Genomic DNA, 14,676 nt, shown 5'->3' with positions numbered 1-14,676 from the left:
TGTCCTGAGTGCCGGGCCACGATGGCAGCGAAGGCGAACTGCCGGATGAACGCTCGGTGGATTGAGGGAAAGCCACGGCAGAAAGTGACGTCTCGCGTCACGCGGCCTCGGGTAGCGCCTCCGTGCTTGGCAAGTCGGGCGCGTAAGCCGGCGCCTTCGGAAACGTGCTCTGGCGCAGACCCGCCAATGCGAGCAGGGCCCCTCTGCGCCCATCGCCTCCGACGGTCTTGCCAAGAAGACTGAGGGCGCTGTCGATCCGTTGCCGTAGCTCCAGAGGCGGCGGAGCCTCCGGAGCGCGATAGTATCGCGACACATCGTCGAGCACCGCATCGACCGCCTCGACGCAGCGAGCAGGCAGAGCGTGCCGAGTTCGACGCAAGGTGACGAGGTTGATACCCGTCCTCAGCTCCGCCAGATTGTCGAGGCGTCGCACGGCACTGCCCGGCGCAGCGGCGACCAAGCGCGGGACGAGCAGGCACAGGCGATCAAGCATCAGGGTTGCAGCGTTGGCACGGTCGCGGCACGGTCGCCACTGCCGCGGTGCTGCGCGACCTCCGCCAGCGCCGCACGTCCAGACTGCAGGAGACGCATCGCGCCCTGCTCGGCACCGACCGAGCGCACGAGCCGCGTCACCAGAGCTGCGACCCAGAGGCCGGCAACGAGCGCGACGGCGGTGTTCGCGAAGGCCGAGAAGTCGTCCGAGTAGCTTCTCTGAAGCGCGAGCAGTAGGGCGCCATTCCTGGCAAGTGCCACGCCCGCGCCTGCGGCCCCGGGCCTGGCCATCATCAGGCCGCAGAGCAGCAGAGGCACGCCGAGAGCGACGGCGAGCGTTTCGAAATCCTGGACGCGTGGCAGAATGCCGAATTGCAAGACGCCCGCACCGACGACTGCGACGATTGACCAGCGGGCTAAGGACAGAATGGCGGGCGCGGGATCGTCCTGCGTGGCGAAGAGGCAGCAGACCATCACGGCCATCAGGGTTGCGGTCGCACCATCCGGCCAAGCCGTCGCAATCCAGACGGTGGCGCAGATCAGAATGGTGAGGAACGCGCCGAGGGCCGAGCGCAGGGCCATGCCATGATCACGATGTCGCGCGACCGCGCTGAACTCACTGCGCCAGGCGAGCGGAATCCGTAAGCGTCCCCCCTGCGCTACGTGAGCACGCAGCAACCGGCAATCGGCTGCGACATCGACGAAGGCGCGCAGGCGCTCAAGCAGGCTTGCGCGGAGGAGATCGTCCCAGCTCGACATTGGACCGAGTGGCCGCTCCGCCCTGGCGATCCGAACGCGCAGCAACTCGGCCTCCTCTGCCAGAGAGCCTTCCGCCACGGACCAAGCCTGAACACGGCGGAGAACATCCTGAAGGTCGGCTGCCAGGGTCCCGCGATGGCGCAAAGTGGAAATCCGATCTGCCAGGGTCGACAGAATCGGCGGCAGCATCAGCATGCGGCCATGCAGGATCCGAACCCATGTAACGGCTCGCTGACCGCCGGCATCGAAAGCGAGATGGGCGGCGAGGGTATCGATCTCCGCCGCGTCCACGGCGAGGCGAAGGCGCTGGGCCCGCACGGCAGGGTCGGCACCAGTCCCGGACAGAACCTCGGCTGTCCAGAGACCTGCCTCCCGCAGCCAAGCGTCGACCCGTGCGGAGACAGCCGGGCCGACCGGCTGCGGCAGGACAATGCTCGATACGAGCGTCGCGCAGACGATACCGAGGGAATTTTCCTCAGCACGGGCCACAGCAGTATCGAAGATCGCGTCCGGCTCAGTCACGCTCGGAAAACCGACAAGTGCGACGGTATAGCCGGCCAGCATGAAGAAGTGCGCGCGCGGCGTCCGGTCGATGGGGGACAGGTAGAGGCACAGCCCGGTCCAGAGCGCGACGGCGAGGACGAGGAGCTCCGGGGCGTCGATGAGGTTCGGCAGGAGGATGATGGCGACTGCCACGCCGACCAGAGTGCCACCGACATGGTAGATCCCCTTCGCGTGGGTCGCACCCGACAGAGGCTGGGTGGTGATGTAGACCGTCGCAAGTGCCCAGTAGGGCCGGGGCAGATCAGCCCATAGCGCGATCAGAAGAGCGAGGAGAGCCGCGCCGCACGTCTTTGTGGCGAAGACCCATTCGCGCCAGCCAGGGATGGGCATGGCAGCTGGTTCGGGACGATGACGGATGATGACGGACGCGCCCTTTGCCGGAGATGCTCGAAGGAGCCTGTGTGCGCAACGCTTGGTGAAAACCGCCGGCGGTCTGAAGAGATAACCAGGACAGCAGCAGCGGGGCCGACACCCCGCTGCGTTTCGTTCAGAGTGCGCCGGGATTACTTGGCCGCTGCCCGCGTTTGCGGAGCCACCCGGCCCGCGCTGTAGCCGGACGTGTAGGTCGCGCGGCCGGCGCTGAGTCCGGCATAGTTCTGATCGGACACCGCAGCGCTGTCCGGGCTCAGGCTGCCGAACAGGCCACCAGGACGTGAAACCGGCACTTCGATGTGGGCGCCCCAGACGTTGATCGCGCGGGTGTCCTGAGCAATCGCGGGCGAGGCCGAAGCGGCAAGGCTGAGAGCCAGCAGGCTTGCAGCGGCAGCGAGGCGGGGGGTCATAATCGTGTCCTTTTGGAGTTCTTGCGCCGGTTGGCGGGCGGTACGCGTCGCGTTGGAAGCAGCGCACAGCCACGCATATCAAATGCATTTGAGTAATGTCTGGCTAGTTTTGACGCTTAGATATGCTTTTTTGCATATCTAAGCGGCCAAGCCGTCTCCGGCGCGTTGGACGCAGGAATTGAAGCGGGCACTGCGTGCGGCACAGGACAAATTGCCAGCTTCTCGCGACAAGGAGCCATCCGGTGTCGGCAATTGATCGCCAAAACGCGAACTCAACGTCGTGTTTTGGTATAAACCGCCGCTGCGCGATCCCGGCGCGTTGAAGCGCTATGACGTCAGAAGATCACAAGCCTGAATCCCCGCCCCGCCGCCGGCAGACCCGAGGCGTGCCGCGTCCCGCGGGCCGTAGCCCCGTCCAAGACCGTAGTGCCGCGACGGTCCGCAAAATCAGCGCCGCCGCAGCCCGCCTCCTCGGGCGCGGCATCCCACCCTCCCGGCTTACAACTGCGCAGATCGCCCGAGAGGCCGGCGTGTCGGTGGGCGCCCTCTATCGCTTCTTTCCCGACAAGGAGACGCTGGTCCTCGCACTGGCTGCGGAGCGCTTCGAGGCATTCGAGGCGGCGCTTCAGCGGGAGATCGAACCCGGACTCCTTACGGCAAACGGGCCGGCCTTGATCGCGCGCCTCGTGAACGCTGCCGCCTGCCTGTTCGCTGCGCATCCGGAGCTTCGCACCATCGTCTACGACGGACCGGAACTCGATTGCGGGAACCTGCCTATGCAGGGGCGGCCCGGCTTTGGTGCAGCCGCACTGCTCCGGCGCCATATGGTTGAGGGGCTCGGCCACAAGGTGACGCCCGACCTCGAACTCCGGCTCCGCGTCGCGGCCGAAGCCGGAGATCGGTTGATCGGCTTTGCCTTCGAGCAGCAGGACCCGCAGCAGCGCGAGGCGATCCTCGACGAAGCGAAGCGCCTCCTGTCCGGCTACCTGTTCGGATAGCAATGGGCCGGCATCGCGCAGCGACCCTAAGGGTCACCGCCTGCGGCCAAGCTGTTCGATGTCTTTCAGAGCGGGTCGGTCGACGTTCCGCGGAGGATCACTTGAGGCGACCGTCAGGGCCGCAACGAAGGTCCGCTTGTCGGGTTTTGATCGCCGGAAGCGGTCGGGCCGCTCTCGGCCAGCTCCCGCCGGCAGCTCTGCGCCCAACTTGGTCGTTGCGATAATCCCATGTGTTCGCCTGACTGGACGTGGCGGTCAGTGCGGCCGGCTCGCGAAAGAGTGTTGGTCTGAGCTGGACCCGCGGAACAACCCAGTACGCCGGGGCTTGTGCGCTTCCTCACAATCGCGCGCTGTAAGGACCGGGAGTTTCCGCTGAGACTTTCCTGCCGTCTGCGCGTTCAAACCACTGTGGGACGCAAGAGCCCGCTGACGGGAGGTTTGACATGGCGGCCAGCGGCAGCGTCGCGCAGGCGCACGCCTTCCCTACACTGTCCGAGTCCGAGCACCGTGCGCAACTGCGCCGCGCCGTCATCGCCGGAACCATCGGCACAACCATCGAGTGGTACGACTTCTTCCTCTACAGTACAGTCACGGGCCTCGTCTTCGCCAAGCTGTACTTTCCCCAATCCGATCGCCTGGTCGGCACGCTTGAGGCGTTCTCCGTTTACGCGCTCGGATTCGTCGCCCGGCCAGTGGGGGCTGCGATCTTCGGCCACTACGGCGACCGGATCGGGCGCAAGTCGGCGCTGATCGCGACGCTCCTCCTGATGGGACTCGCGACCTTCCTCGTGGCTTTCGTGCCGAGCTACCAGTCCATTGGCATCTGGGGCGCGGTCATCCTCACCGTCCTGCGCGTGGTGCAGGGGATCGGCGTCGGCGGCGAATGGGGTGGCTCGGTTCTCTTGGCGATGGAGTGGGCGCGGACCAACGAGCACCGCGGCTTCATCGCGTCCTGGCCGCAGCTGGGCGTGCCCGCTGGCCTGTTTCTGGCAAACCTCGCGGTGCTCGCCTTCAGCGCGATCTCGGGTGACCAGTTTCTGAGCTGGGGCTGGCGTGTGCCGTTTGTCCTCAGCATCCTGCTCGTCGGGCTCGGCCTTTGGATCCGGCTCGGCATTCATGAGACGCCGGCCTTTCGCGCCGTCACGGCAGCTCAGACCGTGGAGCGGGCGCCGGTGATCGAGGTGCTGCGCCAGCACCCACGTGAGGTCGCGCTCACGGCTCTGGCTCGCATGGGCGAGCAGGCGCCCTTCTACATCTTCACGGCCTTCGTCTTCAGCTACGGCGTCGGCGAGCTGAACCTATCGCGGGACCTGTTGATCGGCTCGGTGCTGGCCGCCTCGGCGGTATCGCTCGTCACGATCCCGCTGAGCGGCTGGCTCTCCGATCGGTTCGGCCGGCGACGCGTCTACATGGCCGGCGCTGCGCTCACGGGCGTGTACGGGGTGGTCTACTTCGCGCTGCTCGACACCCAGGTTCCAGCCCTGATCGTGCTGGCGATCATCCTCTCGCTGGTCCCGCACGACGTGATGTATGGGCCGCAGGCCGCAATGATCGCCGAGTGCTTCCCCGGGCGGCTGCGCTACAGTGGCGCTTCGCTCGGCTACCAGCTCGCCTCGATCCTGGCGGGCGGCCCGGCCCCGCTGATCGCCACCGCGCTGATCGCGCAGACCCATTCCGGCTACGCCATCTCTGGGTTCATCGCGGTCTGCGCCGTGATCAGCCTCGGCGCGACGGCCCTGCTGCGCGACTACACCAACCGCGATCTGGACCCTAGCTGAACCCGGTCCGGCGCGACCATCCCTCAACGCGTTCATCGCGGAGGACGGCAGCCGGGCCGGCACTCGGTTTCGAGAGCGGAAGGGAGGGAATACCACCAGGCCCGTCTCCCTCCTGCGTACTCCTGCGGGCGTAACATTACGGAGTGCAAGCTCATGAAATTGCTACGTTATGGCCCGATCGGCCGCGAGAAGCCGGGCCTCTTGGACGCGGACGGCGCCATCCGAGATCTATCGGGCACGGTCGCTGACCTGGATGGCGCCGCTCTCTCACCTGCCACGCTGAAGCGAATTGCCGCCCTGGATCCGCAAACGTTGCCCATCGTCCCCGGCACGCCACGCTACGGTGTACCCGTTGCCAGAGTGGGCAAGTTCGTCGCTATCGGCCTCAACTTCACCGATCACGCCAAGGAGGCCGGAATGGCAATTCCGACCGAGCCAGTCGTGTTCATGAAGGCGGTCTCCTGTCTTGTCGGACCCAACGACGACGTGGTCCGCCCTAAGCGCTCGACCAAGATGGACTGGGAGGTCGAGCTAGGCATCGTGATCGGCACCAAGGCCCAATACGTGCCGGTCGAACGGGCGCTGGAGCACGTTGCCGGATACTGTGTCGTCAACGACGTATCAGAGCGCAACTTTCAACTTGAGCGCGGCGGTCAGTGGGACAAAGGCAAAAGCTTCGACACCTTCGGTCCGGTCGGTCCGTATCTCGTTACCGCTGATGAGGTCGGCGACGTCCACGCGCTCGGCATGTGGCTCGACGTGAACGGCGAACGCATGCAGACGGGCAACACCTGCACGATGATCTTCCGTTGTGACGAGATCGTCAGCTACCTCAGTGAAATTATGACGCTGATGCCTGGTGACGTGATCTGCACCGGAACTCCGCCCGGGGTCGGTATGGGCATGAAACCGCCGCGCTATCTTCAGGTCGGGGACGTGATGACGCTGGGCATCGAGAAGCTGGGTGAGCAGCGGCAGAAGGTGTTGAACTTCCCGGAGAACGCGCCATGAACCGGCTCGATCTTGAGGGTAGGCGAGCGGTGGTCACGGGGGCCGGAACAGGTCTCGGCCTCGCCATCGCCGGACGCCTGACCGCCTCCGGCGCCCGAGTGGCGCTTTGGGACAGGGACGCTGCCAGCCTGGGTCGCGCTGCCGCGATGCTCGGCTCGGCGGCCCAGGCAGTGACCGTCGACGTCTCCAGCGCGGGTGCGATCGCCGACGGCTTGGCACAGACCCTGTCCGGACTCGGCGGCATTGACGTGCTGGTGAATAACGCCGGCATCTCCGGGCCCAACACGACATTGTGGGAGTACCCAGTCGAGGATTGGCGGCGGGTGCTCGACATCAATCTGAGCGGCGTTTTCCTGTGCTGTCGGGCGGTCGTTCCGCATATGATCGCGAGCGGCTATGGCCGAATTGTCAATGTCGCCTCAGTCGCCGGCAAGGAGGGCAATCCGAATGCAGCAGCCTACAGCGCGAGCAAGGCGGGGGTCATCGCGCTGACCAAGTCGCTCGGCAAGGAACTCGCGCGCACTGGGGTGGTCGTGAACTGCGTGACGCCGGCCGCGGTGAGGACGGCGATCTTCGACCAGATGAGTGAGGAGCACGTGCGCTTCATGCTCTCGAAGATTCCGATGGGGCGCTTTGGCCAGGCCGAGGAGGTGGCGGCACTCGTGGGGTGGCTGTGTACGGCGGAGTGCTCGTTCTCCACCGGCGCCGTGTTCGACCTCTCCGGCGGGCGCGCAACCTACTAAGCGCGGATCCGCGCAACGGCTATCGGCCTCAGGTCGCAAGCGGGCGCGTAAGCTTGCGCCGAACGCGGAACGCTGACGTCGATTGCGAGCGGAGCTGAGAGATCATCTCGAGCGCGCCGGCGCAAATCCACTCCGCCCGCTCCTGCGAGGTCTCCTCCAGCAGCCCGCCTTGTCGCGGTCAGACCCTTCCATCGAGGCCCCAGCCGTAGAGAACTCGTCTTGCCTCGCCGCCCTGGTCGGTTGTGGAGCCCGACGCCCACCCGCGCGGCCGAGACGCTGTGCGATCGCCAGGCTACGATCGGATCCCGTCTGCGCGGGTTGTCGAGTCAGGATTGCAAGTCGAAATGCATGTGAATGCCGGATCATTCACAGTCGAGACAGCAAAGCCGCGGCCCTTGTTACGTCTCGCGATTGGCAGATGGCCGCAGATCAGTGCGGACACTTCGCGGCCGTCCAATTCTGGCGTCGGCGCCGTGATGCAGACCCTCAGCGTCATCTGGTCTGGACCAGTCAGACCGGGGCAAGACGGGTGCGTGGTCGACGGCAGTGGATCAGCCACAGCACGATAGCCACGTTGAGCGCGTTCCACGCCAACCCGTTGGCGAATGCCGCATGGTAGGAGCCGGTGGCGTCGAAGATCACCCCTGTGAGCCAGCCGCCGAGCGCCATGCCGGCCAGCGTCGCCATCAGCACCGCACCGATCCGCGCGCCGGCCTCCTCGGCCGGGAGGTACTCGCGCACGATGATCGCGTAAGCGGGAACGATGCCGCCCTGGAACAGGCCGAACAGAGCCGAGATCACGTAGAGCGAGGTCAGGTCGTCGAAGGCGAGATAGAGCGCGAGCGCCACCGCCTGAAGCAGCGCTCCGGCCAGCAACGTCGCGAGGCCGCCGATCCGGTCGGCGACAAAGCCCGAGGCGACCCGGCTGACGATCCCGAAGCCGAGCATCAGCGACAGCATCTGCGCACCCCGGGCGACGCCGTAGCCGAGGTCGCTGCAGTAGGCCACGATGTGGACCTGCGGCATTGCCATCGCCACGCAGCATGCGATCCCGGCCACAACCAGGAGCCCTTGGATCGCCGCGGGCGACAGCGCCATCGCGGCTTGTGGACCGACCGTGCTCGTCTCCGGTGCCCGCGGTGCCCGGCCGCGCATCAGCAGCGCGAGCGGCAACATGGCAATGAGGCAGAACAGACCGATGCCTCCCTGCGTCGCGCGCCAGCCGTAAGCGTGGACCGCGTGCTCCACGACCGGCGGCCAGAGCGTGCCTGCGAGGTAGTTGCCGGACGCACACAACGCCACGGCGAGGCCGCGCCGGCGCCAGAACCAGCGCGACACGTCGGCCATCAGCGGCCCAAAGGCGACCGAGCTGCCGAGCGCGCCGACGAGCACGCCATGCACGAGAGCGAACTGCCAGAGGCTCGTCGAGAGGGCGCTCAGCCCGTAGCCGAGGGCTAAGCAGAGCGTGCCGAGGATCAGCGGGGGCACGATCCCGATACGGTCTGCGAGCCGTCCCATCAGGAGGCCGCCGACCGCGAAGCCGAGCATGGTGAGGGTGTAGGGCAGTGCGGCCGCCGCCCGGTCGATCCCAAACTCGGACTGGACCGCCGGCAGCACCACGACGACCGACCACATGCCGACACCGCCGACCGTGCCGAGCGCGATCGCGGCGGCGAGCCGACGCCACGCGAGGCCTGAGTCAATCGCCTCATCCTCGGCTGTTCCTGAGTGCATCTCCCCCCCGTCGGCGCGGCGTGATCCACGCAACGATTCCGCTGTCGTTGGTGTCTCGCCTCAGGCAATCGATCAACTGCCGGGTGCGGTCCAGCAATGCGGGGAACCGGCGGCCGCGGATGAGCAAGTCGCGCCGCCTCACCGCCCGCTGAGGAGATCGCTGCGAAACGAGGCATCTAGTCGCCGCATAAAATGCTCGGCGCAGCACATATGCTCGTGCATCACGCGACCAACCGCCTCGCCATCCTCCGCCCGGAAGGCGGAGGCGAGCCGGCGATGACTGTCCAGGTTATGAGCTCCGAAGGCGGCGTACTCCGTCGCGCTCCCGCCCTGGAACTCGACGAGGTCGCGCAGTAGGCTATTGATGAAGCGGCACATGAATGCGAGCAGCGCGTTGTCGCTCGCATCGCAGAGCAGGTCGTGGAAGGTCAGTTCGAGGTCGCGGCCGCGCGTATGCTCGCCGGCCGCGAAGGCGACCTCACAGGCCGCGATGTTCTCGTCCAGTCCATCCAGCGCGTCGCCGTCGAGCCTACCCACCACCTCGGCGCCCAGGGCGACCTCAAGGCCGCGACGCACGGCGTAGACCTGAGCAAAGTCGAGCCGGCGGAAATGCAGGAAGCGGCGCAGCTGCTGCGCGGCGGCGTCGATCGAGACTGGCCGGATCTCGGCGCCACCACTCGGACCTGGGCGCATTGTCACCAATCCCTGCACCTCCAGGGCCTTCAGCGCCTCCCGGATCGTACCCTTAGAGCAGCCGTAATGCTGCATGAGGGTCTGCTCGTTCGGCAGCCTCTGGCCAGGCTCCATGCGCTCCCGAGCGATGCGGCCGCAGAGATCGTCGGCGATCTGGTCCGACAACTTGATCCGCCGTATGGGTGTCGGAGCCCCCCCCGCATGCTCCGTGGTCTTCAGGCGGTCCACGTAACCTCCTGGTCGATCGGATAGATCGGGCGGGCGAGCTTGGCGAAGGGGAACTTGCGGTAATCTGAGCTTGTCACCCCGGCGCTGGCGCATTCGACGACGGCGCGGGCGATTGGCTCGAAGACCGGGCGGCAGTACATGCGCGACTTGAGAATCAGGAAGCGCGCCTCGCGCGTATCGATCCCGACCCCCGTGAAGATCGCGAGGTCCCAGGGCTCGTGCGGCTCCTCAGACACCAGGACGCGCGTCCGGCCGGTATCGAGCACGGCGGCGCGGCCCATGGAGAAGCGCTGCCCCGTATAGGTCGGGCCGGTAACGACGTAGCCGCCGTCGCCGAGCGCCGCGACCCGGCCGGTCAGCGCGAGCGGCGCCCGGCGGGGGAAGCCCGGGAGAGCCACTTTGTTGCCGAGCCGGATCTCCGTGGCGGCACCGATCCCGGCCGCGAACAGGACGGCCACGCATTCGGGATCGCAGATCGGCCCGACAACGACCCCGTCGAGGCCCTCCACTAGGCAGGCGGTGAGCACATCCATCACGTCGCAGGTGCCCCCCGACATGCAGTTATCGCCGTGGTCGAGGAGCAGGACCGGCCCGATTCCCGGCCGTTCGGCGGCTGCACGCGCCACGGCGATGGTATCAACGAGGGGGGCCTCGTCGTAGACGAATTCCGCCCGCCGCGCCCAGAGCGCGGCACCGAGCTCCGTCGCGGCTTCCCGCGCCAGCGCCGCGCTCTCTGCCACCACGACGAAGGACGCGCCGGCCTCGGGCAGATCTGCGAGGCCGAACCCGCCGAACAGCGTGGCGGCGAGGAGGCCGGGCCGGGCCTCCATCGCCCGTGATGCCTCGACTAGGTCGGCCATCGCTCCCGGCACGCGGGTGTCCATCCGCAACGTGTGGGCGAGCTGGGGCGGGTGGCACCAGGCTTGGTGCGGGCGCATGCCCTCATCGAGCATGCGCCCGACGAGGCGGGCGACATGCGCGCCCGTGTCGACCATGTCCACGTGCGGGTAGGTCTTGAAGCCGACAATGACATCAGCTGCCTCGACCATGCGAGCGGTGACGTTGGCGTGAAGATCGAGGGCGACGCCGAGGGGCACATCGGGTGCGATTGCGCGAATCCGGGCGAGGAGCTCGCCCTCGCCGTCATCGTGACTCTCGGTCACCATCGCGCCGTGCAGGTCGAGGAGGATTGCCTCGCAGCCCTCCGACACGGCAGCCAGGATGGCGGCGGCAAGCGCCTCGAAGGCCGCGTCCGCCACGGGCCCGCTTGGGTTGGCATGGGCCATGACCGGTACGGCGATCTCGGCGCCGCGTGCCTGCGCGAAGGCCAGGAAGGCACCGAGCGCCGTTGCGCTGCCAGTACCGGCCTCGCGCGCGGCATCACCCCAGAGGGGCCGGAACGCTGCAATCGGAGTGGCGAGGGGCGAGAAGGTGTTCGTCTCGTGGTTGAGGCGAGCGGTCACGATACGCATGGCGGCCCTCGGAGAATGCCGGATGGGAAGGGTGCCTAATGGGCCTTCACGCCAAGGAAGCGATCGCGCGCCGCCTCGTCCCGCGCGAAGTCCGCCGCGCTGGCGTGATAGACGATGCGGCCGAGCTCAAGGATGTAGTGCCGGTCTGCGAGGCTGGTGCAGACCGCGAGGTTCTGCTCGACGAGCAGGATCGGCACCCCAGCGTCGCGGATGAGGCGGATCTGCGCAACGATTTCCTCGACGATGACAGGGGCGAGCCCCTCGACCGGCTCATCGAGCATCAGGAGCTTCGGGCCGTTGAGCAGGGCGCGGGCGATCGAGAGCATCTGTTGCTCGCCGCCGGAGAGCTGGGCGCCGCCGTTGCGCCGTCGTTCCTCCAAGCGCGGGAAGATCCGGTAGATGTCGCGGATCGACCAAGGTGCACCCTTGCGGACGGCAATTCGCAGATTCTCCTCGACGGTGAGCAGGCCGAAGATGCCGCGGTCCTCTGGTACGAGGCACAGGCCCGCTCGGGCGACGCGATGGGGGGTCCAGCCGGCGAGATCGTTGCCGCCGAACGTCACCCGGCCGCTGCGTGGCGGCAGCAGGCCGCTGATGCTGCGCAACGTCGTGGTCTTGCCCGCACCGTTTCGGCCGAGCAAGCAGACGATCTCGCTCGGCCGCACCTCAAGGCTCACGCCTTGGAGAATATGGCTTTTGCCATAGTAGCCGTGGACGTCGTCGAGTCGCAGCGCCGCGCCCGCGCTCATCGGAGGTCTCCCGTGATCATGTTGCCGAGATAGGCTCGGCGCACCTCCGGATCGTCGCGCACCTCTGCCGGCCGTCCCTCGACCAGGACCTGGCCAGCGCGCATCACGGTGACCGTGTCGCTGATGTTCATCACGATGCCCATGTTGTGCTCGATGAACAGGACCGTGTGATCGCGGCCAAGATCTCGAATGAGGTCGGTCATCGCGCCAATGTCGTCTGTGCCCATCCCGGAGGTGGGCTCGTCGAGAAGGATGACCCGGGGCCGGGCCGCCATGGCCATGCCGACTTCCAGCCGGCGCTGCTGCCCGTGCGAGAGTTCGCCGGCCGCACGTTCGGCGGCACCCGCGAGATCGAGCCGCCGCAGAAGCGCGTCCACGGTATCCTGGGTCGCGTCGCGCTCCGGCACGCGACGCCAGGGTGCTAGGGCCGACCAGGGCGTGCGCCCCTGCGCGGCGAGGCGCAGGTTCTCACGCACGCTCAAGCTTGCGAACAGGCTCGTAACCTGGAACGAGCGGGCGAGGCCGAGCCGCACCCGGTCATCGTCGCGGGTGCGGGTGATGTCCCGGCCGCTGAGGCTGATCCGCCCGGTCGCGGCACGGATGCGGCCGGTCAGAGCGTGGAACAAGGTTGTCTTGCCCGCGCCATTCGGTCCGATGATCGCGTGGACACTGTTTTCGCGCACCCGCAGGGAGACGTCCTTGAGGGCGATGAAGCCGCCGTAGCGGACGCCGAGACCCTCGGTAGCGAGAACGGGTTCGGGACTTGATGCCGGCGTGCTCACGGGCGGCGCTCCTCCGGCACGGTTCTATCCGAGATGGATGCGGTCTCCGTGCGGGTTCCCCGCGCGAAGAGGATGGCTGCCCGCTCGATTAGGCCCCAAAGACCGCGCTGCATGAACAAGGCGATGGCGACAAGCAGAGCGCCGAGGAGCAGGAGCCAGCGCGGCCAGATCGCCGAGAGGAGATCGCCGGCGACGAGGTAGAATGCTGCCCCGAGCACCGAGGCGAACAGGTTTGCACTGCCGCCGATGATCGTCATGATCAGCAGCGTCTCGCTGGCGTGATACTCGATATTGGAAAGAGGGGCGACGCCGATCAGCATCGCGTGCAACGCCCCTGCCAGCGCCGTGACGGCCCCCGAGATCGCGAAGGCCGCGACCTTGAAGGCGCGCACCGGGAAACCGATGGCGCTCGCCCGGGCCTCGTTGTCGCGGATCGCCAGCAAGGTGCGGCCGAAAGTCGAGAGCGCCACGCGCTGGAGAGCGGCGAAGAGCGCGAGGAAGAGCACGGCTACGAAGCCGTAATACGCCCAGGGATCCGCGAGCGCCCGAGTCCCGATTTGTGGGCGTGGCACATTGAGCAGGCCGTTGTCGCCCCCGGTCAGGTTGCTGAACGTGTAAGCCAAGAAATAGAACAGTTGCGAGAAGGCGAGCGTCAGCATCACGAAATAGACGCCCTGCCGCCGGATCGAGAGCCAACCGACTGCGGTCGCGGCCGAGGCGCCGACGAGGGCGACGGCCGGCAGCATTGCCGCGGCCGGCCAGTCGGCGCGCAGGAGGAGCAAGCCGGCTGCGTAGCTGCCCAGTCCAAAAAAAATGCCTTGGCCGAAGGACAGCAGCCCCGTGTAGCCGAGAAGCAGGTTGCAGGCCGCCGCGGCCAGTCCGTAGATCAAGATCTCGCTGGCGAGCGTGCCCGAACGCAGAAGGAGCGGCAGGGCAAGGACAGTTGCCGCGGCGAGACCGAAATGGACGAGGGGACGTTCGAGGAGGCGGGTCATCGCGGGGCCCCTCACGCTCGACCGAACAGGCCGCGCGGCATCATGACGATGACCGCGGCCATGCCGAGATAGATCACCAGCCTTGCGCCTTCCGGCCAGAGCGTCGCCATCAGGCTCTGTGCGATACCGACCGCGAGCCCCGCCGCCAGAGCCCCGGCGTAGCTACCCATGCCCCCGATCACCACGACCACGAAGGCGACGCTCAACGCCTCGACGCTCATGAACGGGTCGACGCCGCGGATCGGCGCGGCGAGTGCCCCAGCGAGGCCTGCGAGTCCGGCACCGAGCCCGAACACCGCCGTGTTGATGCGCCGCGTGTCATAGCCGAGGAGTGCCATGTTCTCGGGCGACTCGGACCCGGCCCGCACGATCGCCCCAAGCCGTGTGCCCTCGAGTAGCCACCAAAGGCCGGCGGCGAGCACCGCCGTGAGCGCGATCACGAAGAGCCGGTATTCCGGGTAGATGAAGTCGCCGAGGATCAGGACGCCGGATAGGCTGTCGGGCGGCGCGAGATTGCCGCCGATCGGCCCCCAAACGATGATCACAACCTCCTGCACGACCAGCGCGAGGCCGACGGTGGCGAGGATGTGGAAGGTGTGCGCCTGGGCGTAGATCCGACGCAGCAGCACCGCCTCGGTCAGAGCGGCAAGTGCTCCGACACCCAGGCAGGCCAGCGGCAGGGCGAGCCAGAAGCTCACCCCCCTGTCGACCATCTCGTAGGCGAAGTACGCCCCGAGCATGTAGAAGGCCCCGTGCGCGAAGTTCACGAACTGCAAAAGGCCGAAGATGACGCTCAATCCCACCGCCAGCAGGAAATAGAGCATCCCCAGGCCGATGCCGTTGAGGATCTGAAACAGGTAGGTCACGCGAGCCTCTGTGCAGATGCGACCAAGACG

14 protein-coding genes are annotated in these 14,676 nt (G+C 67.1%); 4 read left to right on the top strand and 10 right to left on the bottom strand.

What is annotated here, in order from left to right; translation table 11 throughout:
* Positions 1–97: 97 nt before the first annotated feature.
* The 3 genes from ACYCO6_RS14895 to ACYCO6_RS14885 form a co-directional block, all read right to left on the bottom strand.
* Complete coding sequence (locus tag ACYCO6_RS14895) at positions 98–493, bottom strand: FUSC family protein (protein ID WP_459772546.1); 396 nt, start codon at positions 491–493, stop codon at positions 98–100.
* The gene (locus ACYCO6_RS14890; RefSeq protein ID WP_459772544.1) at positions 493–2,145 is read right to left on the bottom strand and encodes an FUSC family protein; all 1,653 of its coding nucleotides are present in this window, start codon (positions 2,143–2,145) and stop codon (positions 493–495) included. Before ACYCO6_RS14890 ends, ACYCO6_RS14895 begins: the two co-directional genes overlap by 1 nt.
* A gap of 173 nt (positions 2,146–2,318) precedes the next feature.
* Positions 2,319–2,597 (bottom strand): hypothetical protein, encoded by a 279-nt coding sequence (locus tag ACYCO6_RS14885; protein WP_459772543.1) that lies wholly within the window; start codon positions 2,595–2,597, stop codon positions 2,319–2,321.
* A 329-nt stretch (positions 2,598–2,926) separates the two neighbouring features.
* Between ACYCO6_RS14885 and ACYCO6_RS14880 the strand changes: the two genes are divergently transcribed.
* From ACYCO6_RS14880 to ACYCO6_RS14865, 4 genes are all read left to right on the top strand, one after another.
* Positions 2,927–3,595, top strand: a complete 669-nt coding sequence (locus ACYCO6_RS14880; protein ID WP_459772541.1) for a TetR family transcriptional regulator — start codon at positions 2,927–2,929, stop codon at positions 3,593–3,595.
* 443 nt (positions 3,596–4,038) lie between these two features.
* Positions 4,039–5,373: an MFS transporter gene (locus tag ACYCO6_RS14875; protein WP_459772540.1), complete on the top strand. Its 1,335-nt coding sequence runs from the start codon at positions 4,039–4,041 to the stop codon at positions 5,371–5,373.
* Positions 5,374–5,526: 153 nt separating this feature from the next.
* Positions 5,527–6,384: a fumarylacetoacetate hydrolase family protein gene (locus ACYCO6_RS14870; RefSeq protein WP_459772538.1), complete on the top strand. Its 858-nt coding sequence runs from the start codon at positions 5,527–5,529 to the stop codon at positions 6,382–6,384.
* A complete protein-coding gene (locus ACYCO6_RS14865; RefSeq protein WP_459772536.1) occupies positions 6,381–7,127 on the top strand; it encodes an SDR family NAD(P)-dependent oxidoreductase in 747 nt (248 codons plus the stop codon). The genes ACYCO6_RS14870 and ACYCO6_RS14865 overlap by 4 nt, the downstream gene beginning before the upstream one ends.
* Positions 7,128–7,637: 510 nt before the next feature.
* Here ACYCO6_RS14865 and ACYCO6_RS14860 read toward each other — a convergent pair.
* The 7 genes from ACYCO6_RS14860 to ACYCO6_RS14830 form a co-directional block, all read right to left on the bottom strand.
* Positions 7,638–8,861 (bottom strand): MFS transporter, encoded by a 1,224-nt coding sequence (locus ACYCO6_RS14860; protein WP_459772534.1) that lies wholly within the window; start codon positions 8,859–8,861, stop codon positions 7,638–7,640.
* Positions 8,862–8,999: 138 nt separating this feature from the next.
* Positions 9,000–9,782 (bottom strand): FadR/GntR family transcriptional regulator, encoded by a 783-nt coding sequence (locus ACYCO6_RS14855; protein WP_459772532.1) that lies wholly within the window; start codon positions 9,780–9,782, stop codon positions 9,000–9,002.
* Positions 9,770–11,254, bottom strand: coding sequence for a M81 family metallopeptidase (locus ACYCO6_RS14850; protein WP_459772530.1), 1,485 nt, complete (start codon positions 11,252–11,254; stop codon positions 9,770–9,772). Before ACYCO6_RS14850 ends, ACYCO6_RS14855 begins: the two co-directional genes overlap by 13 nt.
* 35 nt (positions 11,255–11,289) lie before the next feature.
* Positions 11,290–12,003, bottom strand: a complete 714-nt coding sequence (locus tag ACYCO6_RS14845; RefSeq protein WP_459772528.1) for an ABC transporter ATP-binding protein — start codon at positions 12,001–12,003, stop codon at positions 11,290–11,292.
* On the bottom strand, positions 12,000–12,785 hold the full coding sequence (locus ACYCO6_RS14840; protein WP_459772526.1) for an ABC transporter ATP-binding protein: 786 nt from the start codon (positions 12,783–12,785) through the stop codon (positions 12,000–12,002). The genes ACYCO6_RS14845 and ACYCO6_RS14840 overlap by 4 nt, the downstream gene beginning before the upstream one ends.
* Entirely contained in the window at positions 12,782–13,780 is a 999-nt protein-coding gene (locus ACYCO6_RS14835) for a branched-chain amino acid ABC transporter permease (RefSeq protein ID WP_459772524.1), read from the bottom strand. The genes ACYCO6_RS14840 and ACYCO6_RS14835 overlap by 4 nt, the downstream gene beginning before the upstream one ends.
* A gap of 11 nt (positions 13,781–13,791) precedes the next feature.
* Positions 13,792–14,646, bottom strand: coding sequence for a branched-chain amino acid ABC transporter permease (locus ACYCO6_RS14830; protein WP_459772523.1), 855 nt, complete (start codon positions 14,644–14,646; stop codon positions 13,792–13,794).
* Between the last annotated feature and the right edge of the window lie 30 nt (positions 14,647–14,676).

The organism is Methylobacterium sp. CM6257, assembly GCF_054611515.1.
This window is presented reverse-complemented; position numbering and strand designations above follow the sequence as displayed.